This is a genomic window from Actinoplanes sp. TBRC 11911 (assembly GCF_012933445.1).
In the GTDB taxonomy this organism is placed as follows: domain Bacteria; phylum Actinomycetota; class Actinomycetes; order Mycobacteriales; family Micromonosporaceae; genus Actinoplanes.
Window position 1 is genome coordinate 1 of record NZ_JABBNC010000012.1, and the last position, 21,189, is coordinate 21,189.

The 21,189-nt window shown below is 68.3% G+C and carries 16 protein-coding genes; 6 read left to right on the forward strand and 10 right to left on the reverse strand.

Annotated features, from left to right (window positions below; genetic code table 11):
- Window positions 1-1,135: 1,135 nt before the first annotated feature.
- Complete coding sequence (locus HH310_RS18280; protein ID WP_169176790.1) at window positions 1,136-1,693, reverse strand: TetR/AcrR family transcriptional regulator; 558 nt, start codon at window positions 1,691-1,693, stop codon at window positions 1,136-1,138.
- 63 nt (window positions 1,694-1,756) lie between these two features.
- Between HH310_RS18280 and HH310_RS18285 the strand changes: the two genes are divergently transcribed.
- Entirely contained in the window at window positions 1,757-3,190 is a 1,434-nt protein-coding gene (locus HH310_RS18285; RefSeq protein ID WP_169176791.1) for an MFS transporter, read from the forward strand.
- Here the strand turns inward: HH310_RS18285 and HH310_RS18290 are convergent.
- The 7 genes from HH310_RS18290 to HH310_RS18320 form a co-directional block, all read right to left on the reverse strand.
- Window positions 3,187-4,056 carry an alpha/beta fold hydrolase gene (locus HH310_RS18290; protein WP_169176792.1) on the reverse strand — a complete coding sequence of 290 codons (870 nt, stop codon included), beginning with the start codon at window positions 4,054-4,056 and terminating at the stop codon, window positions 3,187-3,189. The genes HH310_RS18285 and HH310_RS18290 overlap by 4 nt on opposite strands.
- A gap of 61 nt (window positions 4,057-4,117) precedes the next feature.
- Window positions 4,118-7,954 carry a discoidin domain-containing protein gene (locus tag HH310_RS18295; RefSeq protein ID WP_169176793.1) on the reverse strand — a complete coding sequence of 1,279 codons (3,837 nt, stop codon included), beginning with the start codon at window positions 7,952-7,954 and terminating at the stop codon, window positions 4,118-4,120.
- A 98-nt stretch (window positions 7,955-8,052) separates the two neighbouring features.
- Window positions 8,053-9,624 carry a glycoside hydrolase family 13 protein gene (locus HH310_RS18300; protein WP_169176794.1) on the reverse strand — a complete coding sequence of 524 codons (1,572 nt, stop codon included), beginning with the start codon at window positions 9,622-9,624 and terminating at the stop codon, window positions 8,053-8,055.
- A 117-nt stretch (window positions 9,625-9,741) separates the two neighbouring features.
- Window positions 9,742-10,617 carry a carbohydrate ABC transporter permease gene (locus tag HH310_RS18305; RefSeq protein WP_169176795.1) on the reverse strand — a complete coding sequence of 292 codons (876 nt, stop codon included), beginning with the start codon at window positions 10,615-10,617 and terminating at the stop codon, window positions 9,742-9,744.
- Between the two features lie 3 nt (window positions 10,618-10,620).
- Window positions 10,621-11,535 carry a sugar ABC transporter permease gene (locus HH310_RS18310; RefSeq protein ID WP_312034210.1) on the reverse strand — a complete coding sequence of 305 codons (915 nt, stop codon included), beginning with the start codon at window positions 11,533-11,535 and terminating at the stop codon, window positions 10,621-10,623.
- A gap of 86 nt (window positions 11,536-11,621) precedes the next feature.
- Window positions 11,622-13,001 (reverse strand): ABC transporter substrate-binding protein, encoded by a 1,380-nt coding sequence (locus HH310_RS18315; protein WP_169176797.1) that lies wholly within the window; start codon window positions 12,999-13,001, stop codon window positions 11,622-11,624.
- Between the two features lie 220 nt (window positions 13,002-13,221).
- Complete coding sequence (locus HH310_RS18320) at window positions 13,222-14,220, reverse strand: LacI family DNA-binding transcriptional regulator (protein WP_169176798.1); 999 nt, start codon at window positions 14,218-14,220, stop codon at window positions 13,222-13,224.
- Window positions 14,221-14,357: 137 nt separating this feature from the next.
- Here HH310_RS18320 and HH310_RS18325 point away from each other — a divergent pair, with 137 nt between their 5' ends.
- Window positions 14,358-15,500 (forward strand): hypothetical protein, encoded by a 1,143-nt coding sequence (locus HH310_RS18325; protein ID WP_169176799.1) that lies wholly within the window; start codon window positions 14,358-14,360, stop codon window positions 15,498-15,500.
- On the opposite strand, the gene HH310_RS18330 is transcribed toward HH310_RS18325, so the two are convergent.
- Complete coding sequence (locus HH310_RS18330) at window positions 15,493-15,789, reverse strand: putative quinol monooxygenase (RefSeq protein WP_169176800.1); 297 nt, start codon at window positions 15,787-15,789, stop codon at window positions 15,493-15,495. The genes HH310_RS18325 and HH310_RS18330 overlap by 8 nt on opposite strands.
- A gap of 83 nt (window positions 15,790-15,872) precedes the next feature.
- Window positions 15,873-17,417 carry an MFS transporter gene (locus HH310_RS18335; RefSeq protein WP_169176801.1) on the reverse strand — a complete coding sequence of 515 codons (1,545 nt, stop codon included), beginning with the start codon at window positions 17,415-17,417 and terminating at the stop codon, window positions 15,873-15,875.
- 91 nt (window positions 17,418-17,508) lie between these two features.
- Here HH310_RS18335 and HH310_RS18340 point away from each other — a divergent pair, with 91 nt between their 5' ends.
- The 4 genes from HH310_RS18340 to HH310_RS18355 are packed head-to-tail and all read left to right on the forward strand — an operon-like array spanning window position 17,509 to window position 21,047.
- A complete protein-coding gene (locus HH310_RS18340) occupies window positions 17,509-17,934 on the forward strand; it encodes a YchJ family protein (RefSeq protein WP_169176802.1) in 426 nt (141 codons plus the stop codon).
- Window positions 17,935-17,977: 43 nt separating this feature from the next.
- Complete coding sequence (gene kynA / locus HH310_RS18345) at window positions 17,978-18,832, forward strand: tryptophan 2,3-dioxygenase (protein ID WP_169176803.1); 855 nt, start codon at window positions 17,978-17,980, stop codon at window positions 18,830-18,832.
- Window positions 18,829-20,037: a kynureninase gene (gene kynU, locus HH310_RS18350; protein ID WP_169176804.1), complete on the forward strand. Its 1,209-nt coding sequence runs from the start codon at window positions 18,829-18,831 to the stop codon at window positions 20,035-20,037. Before kynA ends, kynU begins: the two co-directional genes overlap by 4 nt.
- On the forward strand, window positions 20,034-21,047 hold the full coding sequence (locus HH310_RS18355; protein WP_169176805.1) for an amidohydrolase: 1,014 nt from the start codon (window positions 20,034-20,036) through the stop codon (window positions 21,045-21,047). Before kynU ends, HH310_RS18355 begins: the two co-directional genes overlap by 4 nt.
- Window positions 21,048-21,189 lie beyond the last annotated feature (142 nt).

The following is a 21,189-nucleotide window of genomic DNA, read 5'->3' on the forward strand; positions in this document are numbered from 1 at the left end:
CAGTGCCGAACGCCTCCAGTCCGCCCAACCACGACCGGTCATAGCCACCTCCAGCGGCGCCTCGCCATCGATGGCGCCATCGGTGGCGGTGGCGGTGGCGACCAACCAGCAAGTCGCGCCCGGCCACGCGCCGGTCCGGTCGTCGCCGCCGATCATGGTTGGTAGTGACGCTTTCGGTGGCCCGGCGCAGCGGCGTCATGATTTATCGTGATAAAGCGGCCTTTAGCCCCGACCGGGTAAGCCGGCAGGCCGCTGAATGCCGCTCGCGGATGGCAGCGTCTCACTATTCGATGGCGAGCGCCCACATCGTGGACGATCATCCGAATAGGACGATCGAATTAGGCATATACGCACCGTTTGCCCCGGCAGCTCGCCTATTTATTTCGAGACCTTGGAGACTTGCGCCCACATACGAGCCATAACTCTCCAAGGTCTCGAAAGTTCGCACTGTGGGCGTTGGAACGGAGCGGCGGCGAACGGATTAATGGCACAAAACGGCACTTAGTGTTGCCTGTCGACACGGCTTTGGCGCGATGGGATCCGGGCTAGATCGGGGACGCGAGCGTCGCCGCCGAAAGCGCCGACTCTGACGTCGGGAGTGGCCGCACCGCCGCGACCAGCAAAGCGCCATGCCCGCGAGCGCCATGCCCGCGAGCGCCATGCCCGCGAGCGCCATGCCCGCGAGCGCCATGCGCGTGCCCACCACGACCAGCGAACGCCATCCCCACGACCACCACGACCAGCGAACGCCATCCCCACGACCACCACGACCAGCGAACGCCATCCCCGCGACCACCACGACCAGCAAAGCGCCACGAGCAGCGAACGCCACGAGCAGCAAAGCGCCACGAGCAGCGAACGCCACGAGCAGCAAGCGCCCCGACCCGCGAAGGGTCAGGGAAGCGAACGCCACGAGCAGCAAGCGCCTCGACCCGCGAAGGGTCAGGGAAGCGAACGCCACGAGCAGCAAGCGCCACGACCCGCGAAGGGTCGGGGAAGCGGGCCGGTGCGGAACGCGCGCTGCCTTCAGGGGTGGATGGGCAGGACAGCCCGGGCGGGTGCACGGAGGGTGGGCCGACGCCTGGCTGGACTGCGGCAGCGGGCGCCTTCGAAAATCCCGTAGGGGGGCGGAGGGTTAATGGACTCGGAGGCCGTCCAAGGCGAACGCCAGCACGCGGCTTCGCTGGTCGTCGTCGATGAAAGTCGCGGCGGTCAGGCCGGCCACCATGCGGAGCAAGTCGTCGAAGCTCACGTCGCGGCGGACCTCGCCGGCCTCCTGGGCGCGGGTCAGCAGCGGCTCGCCGGCCTGGTGCATCGTGATGCGGCAGGCCCGGAACATCTCCGACTCCTGGCTCAGCGCCTCCACAATCGCCCGCTTTGTGGCGATATAACCGACAAAGCGTTCCAGCCACGTCACCAAAGCATCCCACGGGGGCAGGTCGGTGGTGGCGGCGGCGGTGCGGCTCAGCTGGTTGACCTCCTCGACGTAGACGGCCTGGAAGAGGTCCTTGCGCGTCGGGAAGTTGCGGTAGAGCGTGCCGATGCCGACGCCCGCCCGTTTCGCGATGTCCTCGAGGGAGGCCTCGGTGCCCTTCTCGCCGAACGCCTCGCGGGCGGCGGCCAGCAAAGCGTCGAAATTGCGCGCGGCGTCGGCCCGCTGGGGGCGACGGACGGCGAGCTCGACCTCGGCCATGGAGATTCTCCTCACTTCTCGCAGGGTTGCGAACCGGAGGTACCCCTCCGCTAATCTGGAGGCATGCCTCGACTTTATCAGACCTCGCCGCGAGTGACCTTCGGTGTACTCGCGGCTGCCGCGGCGGTGTTCGCGCTGATGCAGTCGCTGGTGACGCCGGTGTTGCCGACTATCCAGCACGACCTGCACACGAGCACGACGACGGTCACCTGGGTGCTTACCGCCTGGTTGCTGGCCTCCTCCGTGGCGACGCCCATCATGGGGCGGATCGGCGACATGATCGGCAAGGATCGCACGTTGCTGGTCGCCCTCGCGGCAATCGCGGTCGGCTGCCTTGTCGCCGCGATCGCCCCTAACATCTCGATTCTTATTGTTGCTCGCGTTCTGCAGGGATTCGGTGTCGCTGTCTTCCCGGTCTCGTTCGGGATCATCCGCGACGAGTTCCCGGCGGAGAAGGTGACCTCCGCGGTCGGCATCATGGCCGCGGTCATCGCGACCGGCAGCGGCATGGGCATCGTGCTGGCCGGACCGATCGTGAGCGCGCTCGACTGGCGCTACCTGTTCTGGCTCCCGATGATCGCGACCGTGATCATCCTGGGGCTGGCCTGGCGGCTGATCCCGGCCTCGCCGGTACGCACTCCGGGCAAGATCAACTGGCTGTCCGCGACCCTGCTGTCCGGCTGGCTCGTCGCCCTGCTGCTGCCGCTGAGCGAGGGCAGCGCGTGGGGCTGGGGCGCCCCGAAGACGGTGATCCTCTTCGGCGCCGCCGTGGTGCTGTTCGCAGCGTGGTTCGTCAACGAAATAAAGTCCACCAACCCCCTGATCGACATGCGGATGATGCGCCTGCCCGCGGTCTGGACCACCAACCTGGTCTCACTGCTCTTCGGCGCCGCGATGTTCGGGGTCTTCGCCTTCCTGCCGCAGCTCATGCAGGTGCCGTCGGCTTCCGGGTACGGCTTCGGCGCCACCGTGTCCAAGGCCGGCCTGCTGATGCTCCCGATGATGGCCGCGATGGCCGTGTTCGGGTCGGTCAGCGGACCGCTCACCAAATGGGTCTCCGCCAAGGCGCAACTGCTCCTCGGCGCCGCCCTGGCAACGCTCGGCAGCCTGGCGATCGCGTTCCAGCACGACGCCGAATGGAAGGTCGCCGTCGCCGGCGGAGTCTTCGGCATCGGCCTCGGCCTGGTCTACTCCTCGATGATCAACCTGATCGTGCAGAGCGTCCCGCGGCACCAGACCGGCGTGGCGAGCGGCATGAACACCAACATCCGCACGATCGGCGCCTCCATCGGCACGGCCGTGGTCAGCTCGGTGGTGGCCGCGCACGTGCTGCCGAACGGGCTGCCCGCCGAGTCCGGCTACAGCGAGTCCTTCGTGATCACCGCGCTCGCCGGGGCGGCCGCCTTCGGGCTGGCCCTGCTGGTGCCGGCCGCGAAGCGGCTCCGCAAGACCCCGGAGCCCGAGGTCCTGCCCGAGCTGACCCCGGTAGAGGTCTAAACCGCGTGCGCCACCAACCGGTCGAGGATCGCCCCGGGATCCGACATCAGCGAAAGATGGCCTTCCCCGGGTAACAGATGGGCCTCGGCCCCGGCCACATGAGCCGCCAGCCAGCGCCCGTGCTCGAACGGCACCATCCGGTCCTGATCGCCCTGCCACACGGCGACCGGCACCCGGATGGTGCCGAGCGCGAATCCCCAGTCGGCCACGAACGCGAGGTCGTCCTCCCGCCAGCCGGCCACCCCCGCCGACACGGAGTACCGCGACGAGGCCGCCAGCCAGTCCGCGAAACCGCCGGTCAGGACCTTCACATCCACCCCGGACAACAGGCTCCCGTACGCCTCGACGATGTGCCCCGGCTGGACATGCGCGAGATCGCCGGCCACCGCGGTCAGAACCTTGTCGAGTTCGGTGACGCCCTGTGCCGCCGCGCCGAACTCGCTCACGTTGTCCGAGTCCATGCCGGCCATCCAGTCCAGGCCGGCCGCGTCGAAGGGAGCGACCCCGGCCACCGACGCGACCCCGAGGCACCGGGCGGGCAGCAGCGCCGCGCAGGCCAGCGCGTGCGGACCGCCGCCGGACCAGCCGAGCGTCACGAAGTGGGCGGCGCCCTCCTCGTCCAGAATCGCGTTCACATCCGCCGCGACGTCGGCGACCCGGCGCCCCGGGTGCGGTGTCGAACCCCCATAGCCGGGCCGGCTGTGCAGGATGACCCGCATGCCGTGCTTGACCGCGGCGTCGACCAGCGGCGGGAACGGGACCGCCCCGGAAGGGGTGCCGTGGTGCACGACCAAGGGAAGCCCGCCGGGCGGCCCCTCGACGAGATATTCCACGGTACGGCCGTCGGCTAACTCGATGCGCTCCACAATCGCAGGGTACAAATCGCGACGGGGAAAAGGGGCCCGCGCCACGCGCGGGCCCCGTCAATCAATTCCGGATGATCGTGAACGTGCTGGTCTGGTTCTCGATGTCCCGGAAGTTGTTGCTGAACTGCAGGTTGGTGAAGGTCGCCGAGCCCACCGCGGGGCCCTGACCCGACTCGGGAAGAGGGTTGGCCCAGATGCCGAAGCCGGACTTGGCGTCGAATTGATCACCGGAGCGGACGGCGCCACTGATCGTGACGTTGGTGAACACGGTGTCGGTCACCGGGTTCTGCGGCGCCCCACCCACGTAGTTCGTCTGGAACATGATTCCGGAGTAGGTCGGGTCGGCGATGTCGACGTTCGACACCCGGATGCCGCGGAACTCCTTCGAGGCGCTGAACATCCAGATCGCCGGGAAGACCTGCGCGCCCCAGAAGTGGCCGCCGGCCCGTACGACCGAAATGTTGTCGAAGGTGGTGGGCGGGCTGGACCCGAAGCCGATGAACGGGTATCCGAAGTCCAGCGAGCTGATCGTGATGCCGCTGTAGGTGAGCATGTCGGCGATGTAGATGTTGCGCGACACGTTGTCGTAGCCGCCGTAGATGGCCAGCCCGGCCGCCCGCCAGGTCAGCGTGGCGCTCAGGTTCTCGAACACGTTGCCGTGATTCGCCTCCCCGGAACCGGAGTCGATGGCCGAGAACAACGCGAAGCTGTCGTCGCCGGTGGTGCGGGCGTCGACGTTGCTGACCAGGTTGTTCGTGCTGCCGTTGGTCATGTTGATGCCGTCCGCGAAGGTGTCGCGGATGCGCGAGTTGGTGAACTTCAGGCCGCTCACGCTGACACCCCAGTAGGCGCAGACGGTGTGCTCGACCCACACGTCGTCGACCGTCATGTTGTCGACGTCGCGCAGTTCACCGAAGACCTTGCCGGGTCCGTCGATGCGGTTGGTGTAGTTGCCGAAGAACGCCAGGTGCCTGAACGACGAGCCGCTCGCGGTCGACTGCACCCCGAAGCCCGCGTCGGTGTTCTCCTGCGACTGCGGGGTCTCGAACCGGGTGTACCAGACGCCCGCGCCGACCACGTCGATGGCCCGGCCGTAGATGTTGAACTTGTTGGACGTGCTGTACGTGCCGGCCGGCAGGTAGACGCCCGTCTTGGTGGTGTCCTGGCGGGCGGTGTCCAGCGCGTTCTGCACGGACTGCTGGTCGAACCCGGTCGGCACGACGTACTTCGACGGGTCCGGGTTGGCGTACTGGACGGCTTGTTCCAGGTTGATGAAGTCGACGGTGATGGTGCCGGAGTTCGAGCCGTCCTTCTGCAGCTTGATCGTGCTGCCGGCCGGGAACGACCCGGTCAGCAGGATGTTCGCCTCGTCGTAGATGTGCCGCGCGCCGGTGCCGGAGTTCTGCGGCGCGGTCTCGTTGCCGTACAGCCAGGCGTACTTGGAAGCCAGCGGCAGCGTCTTGTTCAGCGTCCCGTTGACGTACACGTTGATCGAGCTGGTCGTGCCGTCCGGGATGGAGAACCGGGCGACCACGCTGTTCGAAGCGGCCCGCGAGGTCCACTGGACGAACGCACCGGTCTGGTTCAGGGTGACCGCCTTACGACCGGAGGCCTCACCCGCGAGGTCACCGATCGTACGGTTGGGTCCGACCACCGTCGCACCGCCGCCGACCTGGCCGTCCTCCGCCTCGTACATGTCGTAGGGCATGTTCGCTCCGCGACCCACGAAGAACGGCTTGTCGCTGGTGTTGTTGGCCTGTTTGACCGCCAGCTCGTTGCCGTCGACGGCCACCACGGTCCGCACGGTGTACTTGCCGTTGACCGCCGTCCAGGTGCCAAGGTTGATGGCCGGCGAGGAAGACCCAGGAGCCAAAGTTCCCGTGTACGCCCCGGAGAACGTCCGCACCGTCGTCGAACCGCTCAGGATCGTCACCGTGACCCCGTGCGAGCCCGAGGTCGAGGCGGCCGTGCCCTGGTTCTTGAGAGTCGCGCTGAAGGTGACGGTGTTACCCGCCGCCGGGTTGCCGGGACTCCAGCTCACCGCGGAGGCGACCAGGTCCGAGCTGCTGACCGGGGCCACGACCAGCGCGGCCGGGTTGGTGTAGGAGTTGTTCGCGTCGTTGGTCTCGATGACGTTGTTCGCCTCGTCCACCTTGGCCGACAGCGCGTAGGAGCCCGCGTCGCGCGCCCCGATGTTCGCCGTGACGGTCGTCGTGGCACCCGCGGCCAGAGCGGCCACGGAGGCGGTGCCGACCTTCGTCGTACCCAGGTAGAAGTTGGCGTCGGAGGCGGCGCTGCTGGCCGTGCCCGCGTTGCGCACGGTCGCGGAAAGTGTCACCGCGTCGGTCTCCACCGGCGAGCCCGGCGTGAACGACATGCCGGTGACGGTGAGGTCCGGGTTCGGCGCCGGGTTGCCGATCACCTGCAGTTCGGCCACCTGCCCGCTGGGCGCGCCGGTGTTAGCGGTGAAGGACAGCCGGACGTCGGCGGCGGTCGCGCTGACCGGGATGGTCACCGTGTTGCCGCCGGCCGGGTTGAACGTGTAGGTGGCCGAGCCGACGAGCGTGCTGAACGTGGACGAGCTCTGCTCCCGGCCGAGCACCGCGAAGGTCTGCTGCCGGGTGCCCCACGCGGAGTCCGGGTTGAGCTTGACCACGACGCTCTGCACGCTGGCGTTGGCGCCGAGCTTGACGGTGAGGTTCGCGGGATAGGCGCTGCCCTCCCAGTAGGTGGCGGTGTCGTTGTCGTTGGCGTTGGTGGCCACGAACGTGAAGACGGTGGAGGAAGCCTCGATCGGCTTTCCCACCGCCAGGTTGGTGCCATTACCAGGATTCCCGGTACGCGTCACCGTGTTGGACGCCGCGGATTCGTTCCCGGCAGCGTCTCGGGCCTTGACGTAGTACGAGACCGTCGCGGAGTCGGACTGTGAGTCGGTGTAGGTCAGACCGGTGACGGTGGTCTTCAGCGTGCCGTTGGCGTACACGTTGTAGCCGGTCACACCGACGTTGTCGGTCGAGGCGCCCCAGGCGAGCCGGATCTGCCCGGACGCCGGCTGGGTGTAGGACAGGGTCCCGGGGGTGGTGGGGGCCTGGGTGTCCCCGGATTGCCCGGTGCGGGTCACGGTGTTCGACTGTGCCGAGGTGTTACCGGCCGCATCCCTCGCCCGTACGAAATAAGCGACAGTGGCGGAATCCGGCCGACTGTCCAGATAATTCAGGACATTTCCGGAAACGGATGTGAGGAGTGTGCCGTTGGCGTAAATGTCGTAGGCGGTGACCCCGACATTGTCCGTCGAAGCCGACCACGCCAGCCGGATCTGGCCGGACGCGGGCTGGGTGAAGGCGAGGTTCGACGGTGCCGACGGCGCCGTCGTGTCGCTCGTCCCCGGCCCGTAAACCTCCAATTCGGACAGCTGACCCGCGGCCCACCCGGTGTTCCCGGTGAAATTGAGCCGCACGAAACGGGTGCTGACCGCACTCAGGTTGATGGTGACGGTGTTACCGGAGGCCGGATTGAACGTGTACCCGGCACTGTTGACCAGCGTGCTGAACGGTGTCGTACCGGTCGTACTGCCCTGCACCGAAAGCGTCTCGGTCCGGGTCGCCCACGCGGTCGCGGGCGGCAGTTTCAGCACGAGCTGGTTGATGCTGGTGGTCGAGCCGAGGTCGACCTGAAGCCATTGCGGGAAGGCGTTGTTGCTGCTCTCCCAATACGTGCTGGCGTTGCCGTCGCCGGCGTTCGCGGACGGGTAGACGTCGGTGAAGCTGCTGGCGCTGAACGCCTTGCCGGCAGCCAGGTTGGGCCCGGCGGCGGAGGCGAGGGTCGGGGATGAGAGGACGGCGGCCACGACTCCGGCGGCGGCGATGGCCGCGAGGAGTCGTCTTCTGAGTCTTGGCATTGCGGGAGCGCGCCTTTCTGACGAGAAAGCCCCCTGTTTCCTCCTGCTCTGTAAAGCCCCGGCGCCGGTGGTGGACTCCGGCGCCGGGAGCGTGTTTTTTACAGGCGCAGCCAGACGGCGGTGTCCGGGGGGATGCGGTCACCGTCGAGAGGGCCACTGGCGAGCAGGCAGGTCTGGTGGTCCGGCAGGGGTATCGGGGAGCCGGACATGTTGACGACGCAGGCGAAGTTCTCGCCGCGGGTGAAGGCGAGCACCTCCGGATGCAGTTCCAGCCACGCGAATTCCGGGCTGTTCTCGCGCCGGCGCAGCGCGATCGCCGAGCGGTACAACTCGAGCATCGAGCTCGGGTCACCGGTCTGCGCCTGGGCGGTGCGGTCCTTCCACTCGGCCGGCTGGGGAAGCCAGGGCGTGGCCGTCGAGAACCCGAACGGCTGCTCGTCGCCGCTCCACGGCAGCGGCACCCGGCACCCGTCCCGGCTGTGACCGCGACGGGCGTACATGGGGTCCTGGATCTGATCGGGTGGAATGTTCTCGTTCTCCCAGAGGCCGAGTTCCTCGCCCTGGTAGATGTAGGTCGCGCCGGGCAACGACAGGGACAGCAACGCGGCGGCACGGGCTCGGCGGGTGCCGAGTTCCAGGTCGACCGGGGTGTTGTCGAGGTTGTTGTCGAAGCTGAACGTGGTGTCCGCCCGGCCGTAGCGGGTCACGTGCCGGGTGACGTCGTGATTGGACAGAACCCACGTCGGCGGCGCCCCGACCGCAACGTGCGCGTGCAGCGTCCGGTCCACGCATTCGCGCATCAGCACCGGATCCCACGCGCAGCCCAGGAAATCGAAGTTGAACGCCGCGTGCAGCTCGTCCGGCCGCAGATAGTTCGCGAACCGCTCGACCTCCGGCATCCAGACTTCCCCGATAAGAGCCCGGTCTCCCCCGTACGCCTCGGCGACGCGCCGCCAAGCCCGGTACACGTCGTGCACCCCGTCCAGGTCGTGGAACGGGTGCTTTTCCGCGCTCACCTCGGGCAGCGACGGGTCCTTCATGAGCAGCGCGGCCGAGTCGATCCGGATGCCGTCCACCCCGCGGTCGAACCAGAACCGCAGGATGCTCTCGAACTCGGCTCGTACCACCGGGTGATCCCAGTTCAGATCGGGCTGCTCGGGAGTGAACAGGTGCAGGTACCAGTCGCCGTCCGGTGCCCGGGTCCAGGTGGTACCGCCGAACTCCCCTCGCCAGTCCGTCGGCATCTCGTCACCGTGCTCGCCGCGTCCGGGCCGGAACCAGAAGTAGTCCCGCTCCGGTGCCTCCGGATCGGCGATCGCGGCCTTGAACCACGGATGTTCGCTGGAGATGTGGTTCGGCACGATGTCGACGATCATGCGGATGCCGGCCGCGTGCGCCTCCTCGATCAGCGCCTCGGCCTCGGCGAGCGAGCCGAACACCGGGTCGATGTCGCGGAAGTCGGCCACGTCGTAGCCGGCGTCCGCCATCGGCGACGGGTACCAGGGGCTCATCCAGATCGCGTCGACCCCGAGCTCGCGCAGGTGCCCCAGGCGGGCGCGGATACCGTCGATGTCCCCGACGCCGTCGCCGTCGGAATCGGCGAAACTTCGCGGGTACACCTGATAGATCACCGCGCTACGCCACCACGGACCATTGTCTGTTGTGGACACAAGCACCTGCTTTCTGCATGGTTACATGGACGAACGAGCGTTCGTTCGCCGTGGGGATGTGTTCGGTTGGCCGGGCGCCGGCCTACGCCGGCGGCGCCGCGTCGCGCCGCCCGGCGCTCAGCCCTTGAGGCTGCCCGTGGTGAGGCCTGACATGATGTTGCGCTGGAAGATCAGGAAGATGACCACCGTGGGGATGGCGGCGATCACCGACGCGGCGACCACGATGTTCTGCGGGGTGCCGCCGGCGAAGGCGTAGATGCCGACGCTGAGCGTGCGCGTCTCCGGTGACGGCATCACCAGCTTCGGCCAGAGGAAGTCCTTCCAGACGTAGGTCACCGCGAAGATCGAGACGACGCCGAGGATCGGCCGGGACATCGGCAGGATGATCGACCACAGGATGCGCAGCGGCGACGCCCCGTCCACCATGGCCGCCGAGATCAGATCCTCCGGGATCGAGTCGAAGAACCGCTTCAGCAGGAAGATGTTGAACGCGTTGGCGACCAGCGGCAGCCAGATCGCCCACGGCGAGTCCAGCAGGCTGACGTGCACGAACGGCAGGTCGATCGCGGTCACGTACTGCGGGACGATCAGCACCATCGCCGGGATCATCAGCGTCGCGAGCATCAGGCCCAGGATCAGGTTGCCGAACATCGGGCGGAGCTTCGAGAGCGCGTACGCCGCGGCGGTGTCGAACACGAGCTGGAAGAAGACGGCGCCGGCCGCGTAGTAGAAGGTGTTGAACATCAGCTTCGCGAGGGCCAGATTGTTCCAGGCGTCGACGTAGTTCTGCGTCTGCGGGTCCTTCGGCCACAGCGTCGGCGGGGTCTGCGCGATCTCCAGGCCCGACTTGAACGCGCCGGTGACCATCCAGTACAGCGGCCCGAGGAAGACCAGGGTGAACCCGAGCACGACGACGGTCAGCACGGCCCAATAGATCACCCTGCCGCGCCCGCGCCGGAGCTGGGCATGCGAGATGAGGGTCCGGGTTTCCATCGGCTAGTCCTTCTTGGTGGTCAGCCGCACGTAGACGGCGGAGAACGCGGCCAGCACGATAAGCATGATCACGCCGAGCGCGGCGGCCCCGTTGAGGTCGTTCTGGAAGAAGCCGTGCTGGTAGATCAGGTAGGCGACGGAGGTTGCCGAGTCCTGCGTGCCGGCGCCGTTGGCGAGGATCAGCGGCTCGATGAACAGCTGCATGGTGGCGACGATCTGCAGCATCGCGAGCAGGGCCAGGATCAGCCGGGTCTGCGGGATCGTCACGTTCGTGATCCGCCGCCAGATTCCGGCGCCGTCGAGCTCGGCCGCCTCGTACAGCTCGCCGGGAATGTTCTGTAATGCCGCGAGATAGATGAGCACCGCGCCGCCCATGTTCATCCAGGTCGAGGCGATCACCATGGCCGGGATCGTCATGCCCGGCGACTGCATCCACTCCGAGGTGGGCAGGTGCAGGAACTTGAGGACGGCGTTGAACAGGCCGGCCTCGCTCGGGTCGTACGCGTAGTACTTGAACAGGAACAGCGCCGAGGCCGGCGGCAGCATCACCGGCAGGTACACCAGGACCCGCAGGTAGCCCTTCGCGTGGCGGAACTCGTTGAGCAGGATCGCCACGAAGAACGGCACCGCGTAGCCGACGATCAGCGCGAGGACCGTGAAGTAGAAGGTGTTCTTCCACGCGGTCCAGAAGCTGGGGTCGTGCACGATGCGGATGTAGTTGTCCCAGCCCACCCAGGTGGTCACGCCGCGACGGGTGCGCTGGAAGCTCATCACGATGCCGCGGATCATCGGGAACCAGGAGAAGAGGGCGAAACAGAAGACCGCCCCGGCGAGGAACGCGTAGCCGGTGAGGTTGTCCTGCAGTCGTCGGCTCCGCTTGCCGCGCGTCTTTTCCGGCGCGGCGTTTGTTCCCTTGATTTTGTTGAGCGAGTCGGGCGCGATGATCGCCAAGGAGGGCTCCCTTTGCTTCGGTGCGGGAGCCTCGCGGCTCCCGCACCCGTTACTCAGCTACCGGCGGCCAGCAACTGGTTGACCTTGGTGTCCGCGGTCTTCAGCAGCTCGTCGATGTTCGCGTCCGGCTTGGTCAGCACGCCGGACATCGCGCCGTCGAGCACCGCGTAGATGGCCTGCGCGTTCTTCGGCTCACCCCGGATCGGGATCGGGTTGTTCTCGAAGAGCGCGTAGTTCGAGGTGTCCACGTTCGCGTTGGCCTTGCGCAGGTCGAGCTCCTGCTTCTGCGCGGCGCTGCCGTTGGCGAACAGCAGCGGCTGCGGCAGGCCGACCGGGTAGTTCTGCGGCTTGGCCCGCACGTAGTCGAACTGGCCCTTGCCCGGGGTCAGCTTCTCGTACGCGATCCACTTCAGACCTGCCTTGACCTGGTCCTCGGTGAGACCCTTCTTGAAGAAGTAGCCCTCGCCGCCGCCGAGCGTGCCCTTCGCCGCGCCGTCCTGGCCGGGCAGCGGGCCCATCGCCCAGTCCTCGTACTTGCCCTGGAACTGGCTGACGATCGCCTGCGTGGTGTCCGGCGCGCCGATGAACATGCCGACCTTGCCGGCCGCCGCGTTGGTCAGCAGGTCACCCCACTGCAGCAGCTGACGGGTGCCCATGCTGTTGTCGCCGTACCGCATGTCCTTGAGGTTCTGCAGGACCTGCTTGCCCATCGGGTTGTTGAAGTCGGCCTTCTTGCCGTCCTCGCTCAGCACCCCGCCGCCCAGCGAATACATCTCGGCGGTGAAGTGCCAGCCGCCGGTGTTGCCGGCGCTGTAGTCCGCGTAGCCCGCGACGCCCGGGGCCGCCGTGGCGATCTTCTTGGCCGCGTCCCGCACCTCGGGCCAGGTCTTCGGCGGGTTGTTGACGTCGAGCCCGGCCTTCTGGAACAGGGTCTTGTTGTAGACAAGACCCATCGAGTAGTTCTTCACCGGTACGGCGTAGACCTTGCCGGCGTCGGTGAACACCTCTTTGAGCGCCGGGTCGACGCTGTCCCACGTCGGGATGGTGTCCTTGTTCAGGTACTGCGTGATGTCCATCGCCTGGCCCGAGTCCAGCACCTGCTGGAGGTCGGTCATGTAACCGTAGAAGACGTCGGTCATCGTGCCGCCGGCGAGCCGCGCCGTGAAGTCCGGCGGGTTGTTGCACTGCTCGCCGACGCTGACGCTCTTGATGGTGATGTCGGGGTTGTCCTTCTCGAACGCGGCGACGTCCGCGTTCCAGTTCTGCAGCAGCTCCTTCTGCGCGCCGACCGGCTGACAGTCGACGGTGATCGTGGTCTTGCCGGCGGCGTCCTTCCCCGAGTCGTCGCCCTTCGTCGAGCATGCCGCGAGGCTGAGCCCCAGGCCGGTCACGAGCGCTAAGGCCGCAACCTTCCGGTACTGCGGTACGGACATCTGTCCATCCCTTCGGGAACGGGTGTATCCATGGCTCTCGCTGATCTTCGGTGTGGTCACTCTGCTTTGTGGACCCGCGCGGAGTGAGTGACGTCACTGTAACGATGGGGACCCGTCACAGCAAGAGTTGAATCACGTCGTGAAAAGACGCGACTGAACGTTGCTCGTTTTTGGGCACACAAAAAGGGCGGACCGTTGTGGTCCGCCCTTCCGGGTGTGTCTAGCGCTTCGCGGGGGCGGTCGAGCCGCGCACCACCAGCTCCGGCTCGAAGAGCAGCTCGTCCGGGTCGACGCCGCTGCCCTCGATCTGGTTGACCAGCAGATCCACGGCCGCCTGGCCCATCATCTCGATCGGCTGGCGGACCGTGGTCAGCGGCGGATCGGTGCACGTCATCAGCACCGAGTCGTCGTAGCCCACGATGGACACGTCGTCCGGCACGTCCAGGCCGAGCCGCCGGGCCGCCCGGATCGAACCGAGCGCCAGCACGTCGCTCGCGCAGATCATGCCGGTGACGCCGCGCTCGATCAGCTTGCCGGCCGCGAGCCGCGCGCTCTCCATCGAGAAGTTGGTCCGCTCCACGAACCATTTGTCACCCTCGGGCCCGGCGATACGGGCCAGGGCGCTCAGCTTGCGCCGCGACGGCATGTGGTCCTCCGGACCCATCACCATGCCGATCTTCTCGTGCCCCAGCGAAACCAGGTGCCCGTACGCCTGCTCCACCGCCACGGCGTCGTCGGTGCTGATGTGCGGGAAGCCCAGGTCGTCCACGCCCGCGTTGACCATCACGACGGGCATGCCACGGTCGGTCAGCGCCCGATAATGCGAGTGCTCGGCCTCGGCCAGCGCGTACGAGCCGCCGGCGAAGACCACACCGGACACCTGGTGGTCGAGCAGCATCTCGATGTAGTCGCGCTCCGGCACGCCGCCGATCGTGCGCGCGCACAGGGCCGGCGTGAACCCGCGCTGCGCCAGCGACGCGGTGACCACCTCGGCCAGCGCCGGGAAGATCGGGTTCTGCAGCTCGGGCAGCACCAGCCCGACGAGCCGCCCGCGCTCCCCGCGCAGTTTCGTCGGCCGCTCGTAGCCCAGCACATCGAGCGCGGTCAGCACCGACGCGCGAGTGGACTCGGAGACGCCCGCGCGCCCGTTGAGCACCCGGCTGACCGTCGCCTCGCTGACGCCCGCTTTCTTGGCCACTTCGGCCAGACGCTTAGTCACGCGCAGATCCTACGACAGACCGTTGCAAAATCTGAACAGCGATTTGCGAGGACCACGACCGTCTTTGCAGATACCGCCGGTTGGCGCTTCCAAAATCCGGTAGGCGGCGCGTCGGCGACCAGGCATGCTCCCTGGACATGACACTCCCTGGCTCGGCCGCGTCGGAGGGCTGGCGCACCCTGCCGCCGGACGAGGTGCTGCGTGCCCTGCTCACCGCCCCCGACCTGCCGGCCGCCTTGGAGCGGCTGGGCGCGGCCCCGCGCGCGTTGTCCCGCTTGGACGAGTGGATGCGCGGCTACCACCGCCGCCCGCCGACCGTGACCGGCCTGGCCGCCACCGTCGTGGACTCGATGCACCGCGACGGGCGGGTACGCGAGAGCGCCGTGGCCGCCATGATCGCCCACGGGTCGCGGGCCACGGTTCCGTTCGTCGTGCTGCGCTCCGGCGACTGGGTGCCGCAGATCCGGATCCGCGCCCGCCGCGGCCTGGCCACGTTGCTGGCGTCCGACCCGGCCGGCTATCTCCCGGCCGCGCTGCCGATCGCGGCGTACCTCGAGCGGCGCTACCACGGCGGCTGGGCGATGGACCACATCCGGGCGGTGGCCCGCGCGTCGTTCGAGGTGGTGGCGCCCGAGTTGCTGCGCGCCCGCGGCGGGGTGGCGCGCCGCCTGGCGTACGAGTCGGGCACCTGGACGTATGAGGACCAGGTCCGGTTCGCCCTGCGCGAGAAGGACATGCTGGTCCGGATGCGGGCCGCCGATGCGGCGTGCGCGGAGGCGGAAAGCCGTGCCGACACGGACACGCTGCGGGTGCTGGCCGGATCGCGGTACACGACGGTGCACGTGTCGGCGGCGATCGCGCTGGTCCGGCTGGGGACGGATGTGCCGGCCGCGCTGGACGACCGGTCGCCGTTGGTACGGGCGTACGCGCGCACCAGATTTTCCGATCCGGTGGCGCACTATCGCGCGGTGGTGGCGTCGGCGCCTACGCCGGGAGGGGTGGCCGGCCTGGGCGAGACCGGCCGCTACGCCGACGAGCCGTTGCTGACGCCCCTGCTGACCCATCCCGACCCGGCCATCCGCGCGGCGGCGCTGACCGCGTTGGCGGCCCTGGACGTCGTGCCGGAGGCCGCGTTCACGCTGCTGCTCGATCCCGCCGCTGGGGTCGCCAGAACCGCGGCGACGGTCCTACGGCCGTACCGGAAACGCCTCCCGCACGCCATCGAGGCCGAGATCGCGGACAGCCCGCACCGGCAGGTGCGCCGCCTGGCCGCTACTTGACGGCGAGGATGTCGATGGTCTCGATCGTCGGGTCCTCGGCGAGCAGGTCGGGGCCTACCTCGCCGAGGGCCGCGGGGATCCGGCCGCCCAGGTGTGCGACCCGCGCGTCCTCGGCGACGAAAGTGTCGAAAATGCCGTACCGGTCGTCGTCGATCTTGAAGGCGTACCAGGTGACGGTGCCTTCCTCGGCCACCGCCAGGTCGCGGCCGGCCTGCAGGAAGGCTGCCAGTTCGGCGCCCTTGCCGGGCTTTGCGCGCAGTTGAGCGAGCACTCCGTAGCGCACGTCCATGTCCATCACCTTTCCGTGGGCTCACCATGAGCGGCACCGTTCTTACCCGTGCGCGCGGTCGCGAATCCTGCGCCGTTGTGTGATCAGCCGCGTGGTCGTTCGGCGTCGTCCCGGATGCCGGCGGCGCTCACCTCACTTGGGGCCTCGGCGCCGCTGGGAGCCTCGCTCACCTGGCTCGGGGCGGCCTCCCTGCTCTCTGACGCCGGAGTGATCGTCTCGGCTGCCGCCGCCTCGGCCGGTGCCTGGACCTGGGTCCCGGGCAGCAGCATCGCGGCCACCAGGCCGCCCACGCCGATCACCGCGAGCACGATCAGGGCGAGCGCGTACGACCGTTGCGGCGTCACCGTGAGCTGGGCGACGAGGATCGTGCCGGCCACCGCGGCGCCGAACGACGAGCCGAGGTTGGAGACGCTGCGGGAAAGGCCGGAGATCTCGCCCTGGAGGTGGTCCGGGAAGCTCGACTGCACCACGTTCACCGACGGCGTGAGCATCGCACCGATGCCCAGCCCGATCAGGAAGAGCCCGGGCAGGAACGCCCAGACCCCCTTGGAGAGCCCGACCAGGACGAGGAAAAGCACGATCCCGGCGATCGTGAGCAGGAAACCCTCCATGATCAGGGTGCGCTGGGCGTGCTTGCGTGCGAGGCGGCCGGCGGCGAGCGACGACAGCAGCAGGCCGACCGTCGAGGCGGTCAGGATCAGACCGGTCTGGATCGAGTTGTAGCCGCGGATGACCTGCAGGAACGCGGACACGACGAACGAGATGCCCATCAGCACGAGCCATTGGATGTTCTGCGTGACCAGGCCCAGGTTGGAGGTGCGGTTACGGAACAGCGACATCTCCAGCAACGGTTCCCGGCCCTTACGCTCCCGGGAGCGCACCCAGAGAATGAACAGCGCGAGGACGGCGATGCCGGCGAGGACCAGTCCGGTGAACAGCCAGACGTTGTCGTCGGCGGCCAGGATGCCCAGCACGACCAGCACCAGCCCGACCGCGGACAGCACCGCTCCGACGCCGTCGAAGGGGCTGTTCGGCTCGGCCGGCCGCGGGTCCCGGACGGCACGGCGGCTCAGCACCAGGATCACCACGATGACCAGCACCTGGAAGATGAACGCGGCCCGCCAGCTGATCGCCGTGGCGATGACCCCGCCGATCAGCGGGCCGGTGGCCGCGCCGACCCCGCCCATCCCGTTGATCGCGCCGAACGCCTTGGCCCGGCGGCTCACGTCGGTGAACAGCATCGTGGTGAGGATGTAGACGGGCGGGATCAGCAGCGCGGTCCCGACGCCCTCGAAGATCGAGTTGCCGACGATGAGCAGCGGCAGCCCGGGCGCGAACGCGCTGAGCAGCGCGCCGATGCCGTACACGGCGAGGCCCAGGTTGAGGCAACGCTTGCGGCCCCAGCGATCGGTCAGCTTGCCCGCCGGGATCATCAACGCCGCCATGACCAGCAGGAACAGCGTGATCGAGAGCTGCACGCCCTGGACCGTCGTGTTCAGGTCCTTGCTGATGTCGTTGATCATCACGTTCATGTTGGAGCCGGCGAAGCTGCAGATGAACTGGGCGAGCGCGAGCGGTACGAGCACCCGTCGCAGGGCACTCGCCGTGGTTCCGGACGAGGCAGTCATCTGGTCACCCTCTCGTCCCGGCCGTCGTGTGACCTCATCCGCCGCGGGCGACTGGCCGCACGAGAGCGGGCCGGCTGGGACAATGGCGGGTATGGCTCGGAGCAAGATGAAGATCAAGGCGGACGTCGCCTGCCCGTGCGGGCGCGGCCTCGGCTACGGCGAGTGCTGTGGACCGGCTCATCAGGGCGAACCGCCCGCCACCGCGGAGGCGCTGATGCGGTCGCGGTACTCGGCGTTCGCGCTGGATGACGTGGCGTACGTGCTCAGCTCCTGGCACCCGAGCACCCGGCCGGCCGCCGTCGAACCCGACTCGGGGCTCAAATGGGTCGGACTGGACATCATCGAGTCCAGCGGCGGGGGCCTGTTCGACGACGAGGGCGTGGTCGAGTTCCGGGCGCACTACCGCGATCACGGCAAGCGCGGTGACATGGTCGAGCGCAGCCGGTTCGTGCGGCACGACGGTCAGTGGATGTATTGGGGACCGATCCTTACCAATGGGTCGCTCGCCAACATCTGACCAGGTGTGATCTCCTCAGGGGGTACACCTGAGGAGGAACACCGTGCCCGGAGAGCAACGCCGCATCGAGGACGGCATCGTCCGAGACTTCAAAGTCAATCTCTCGTACGGGAAATACCTGCACCTGGACGAGATCCTCGACGCGCAGCACCCGGTGAGCCGGCCCGAGCATCACGACGAGCTGCTGTTCATCGTGCAGCACCAGACCACCGAGCTGTGGTTCAAGCTGGTGCTGCACGAGCTGCAGTCGGTGCAGCGGCTGCTCGCCAAGGACGAGCTGCGCCCGGCGCTCAAGGGACTGGCCCGGGTCAAGCACATCCAGCGGACCCTCACCGAGCAGTGGTCGGTGCTGGCCACCCTCACCCCGAGCGAGTACGCGGAGTTCCGCAGCTTCCTCGGCACCTCGTCGGGGTTCCAGTCGTACCAGTACCGGGCGGTCGAGTTCGCGCTCGGCAACAAGAGCCGCGAGATGCTGTCGATCTTCGATGACGACCCGGCGGCCGAGGAGATGCTGACCGAGGCGTTGAACGCGCCCAGCGTCTACGACGAGTTCCTGCGGTACCTCGCGCGCCACGGCCACGACGTGCCGGTCGAGCTGCTCCGGCGCGACGTCACCCTGCCGTACGAGTTCAACCCCGGCCTGGTACCAGTTTTCCAGGGCATCTATGGCGATCCGGAGCGCTTCTGGGAGGCGTACGAGGCCTGTGAGGAACTTGTTGATCTGGAGGAGAATTTCCAGTTCTGGCGGTTCCGGCACATGAAGACGGTGGAACGGATCATCGGCTTCAAGCGAGGCACCGGCGGGTCGAGCGGCGTCCCGTTCCTGCGCAAGGCCCTGGAGCAGACCTTCTTCCCCGAGTTGTACGCCGTCCGCACCGAGATCGGAGCCGTTCGTTGACGCTCGACCCGTACGCCTGGGACGCCGCCGACCCCCTGGCGGGCTACCGCGACCAGTTCATCACCCCGGACGACGCCGACGTCATCTCCTACCTGGACGGTAACTCGCTGGGCCGGCCCCTCAAGCGGACCGCCGAGCTGATGGACGAGTTCATCCGCGAGACGTGGGCGGGCCGGCTGATCCGGGGCTGGACCGACGAGTGGATGGAGTGGCCGCTGACGCTCGGTGACCGGCTGGGATCGGTCGCGCTGGGCGCGGCGGGCGGGCAGACGGTGGTCGCCGACTCGACGACCGTGCTGATCTACAAGCTGGCCCGCGCGGCGGTGGATGCTCGGCCGGGTCGCAACCGGGTCGTGCTCGACACCGACAACTTCCCGACCGACCGGTACGTGCTGGAAGGCATCGCCGCCTCGCAAGGGCTCGAGCTGGTGTGGGTGCGCACCGATCCCGGCGAGGGCATCCACCCGTCGCAGGTGGAGTCGGTCGTCGACGAACGCACCGCACTCGTGTTGTTCAGCCATGTGGCCTACCGGTCCGGCTGGCTCGCCGACGTCCCGGAGATCACCCGGATCGCGCATTCCGTCGGGGCGCTGGCCATGTGGGATCTGTGCCATTCGGTCGGGTCGGTGCCGATCAGCCTCGACGAGTGGGGCGTCGATCTCGCGGTCGGCTGCACGTACAAGTATCTGAACGGCGGTCCCGGGTCGCCCGCGTTCGCGTATCTGGCCGGCCACCTGCAGGATTCGGTGCGGCAGCCGATCTGGGGCTGGATGGGGCATCGGGCGTCGTTCGAGATGGGCCCCGGTTACGAACCGGCGCCCGGGGCACGCGCGCTGATCAGCGGCACTCCCCCGATCCTCGCGATGGTGCCGCTGCACGCCAACCTCGACATGCTCGCCGAGGCCGGGATCCTTGCGGTTCGCGATAAATCCCAGAAAATCACCTCGTACGCGATCGCGCTGGCCGACGAATGGCTGAAGCCGCTGGGGGTCGAGGTCGTCAGCCCGCCGGATCCGTCGCGGCGCGGCGGTCACGTGACGTTGCGGAGGCCGGGGTTCGCCGAGATCCTCGAGCCGCTGTGGGCGAAAGGGGTGATCCCCGACTACCGGCAGCCGGACGGTTTACGGATCGGGCCGGCCCCGCTGAGCACCAGCTTCGACGAGGTGCACCGTGGCCTCGCCGTCCTGCGCGACCTGCTCGGATGACCTTTCTGCTGGCGTCTTCGGTGTGGTGGGACGGCCGCTTCCTGGCCGGGTCGGCGTTGCGGTTGTCGGGCGGGCTGGCGACCCCGGTCCCGGTGGGCTCGATCCCGCAGGGCGCGAGGCGGCGGGTTTTCCCGGGGACGCTGCTGCCCGGGCTGCGGGACGCGCACGTCCACTCCGGACTGGTGGATCTGGGGGTGCTGCGGGCCGGTGGCATCGGCGCGGTGTGGGACTTGGGCAGCGTCCCGGAGCGGGTGGCCGAGCTGGCCGGACGGGCGGGCGGCGCGAAACTTCCCCGGATTCGTTATGCGGGGCCGTTTCTGACCGCTCCCGGGGGCTATCCGAGTGACCGTGGGTGGGCCGCTGTGGGGAGTTGGCGCGCGGTCCAGTCCGCCGGTGACGCTGTCGACGCCGTCGGGGAGGCCAGGGCGGCCGGGGCCACGCTTATCAAGGTCACCGCGCATGCCGGTGGGCCGCGATTACCCCTTAGCACGCTGACCGTGATCGTCGAGGCGGCGCACAATGCCGGGCTGCCCGTCGTGGTGCATGCGGAGGGGGCGGGGACGGTCGTCGAGGCGTACGAAAGCGGCGCCGACATCTTGGCCCACACGCCCTGGACCGAACCGCTGGATCCCGGGCTGGTGCGGGCCTGCGCGCAGCGGATGCGCTGGATCAGTACGCTCGACATCCACGGCTGGGGCGTGCCGACGCCGGAGCAGAACACGGCGATCGGGAATCTGCGGCGCTTTCTCGAGTACGGGGGCAGCGTGCGCTACGGCACCGACCTCGGCAACGGCCCGCTGCCGCCGTCAGTCAATCCGCGCGAGATCCGGGCACTACAGTCCGCGGGCCTGACCCCGGACGAGATCCTGACGACGATGACCGACGACGGCGTGACCTGGATCCCCGGCGGCCTGGACGTGGAGCCGACGAGGTTCGCCGACGTGCTCGCGACAGCCCGCGTCCTCGACGACGACGTGCGCCCGCGCCCGGGAGCAGGCGAGCCATCATGATCGCGGTGACCCGTGACCCGTGACCAGTGACCGGCGACCGGCGACCAGCGACCGGCGACCAGCGACCAGCGACCAGCGACCGGCGACCGGCGACCGGCGACCGGCGACCCGTAACCCGTGACCCGTAACTCGCGACCCGCAC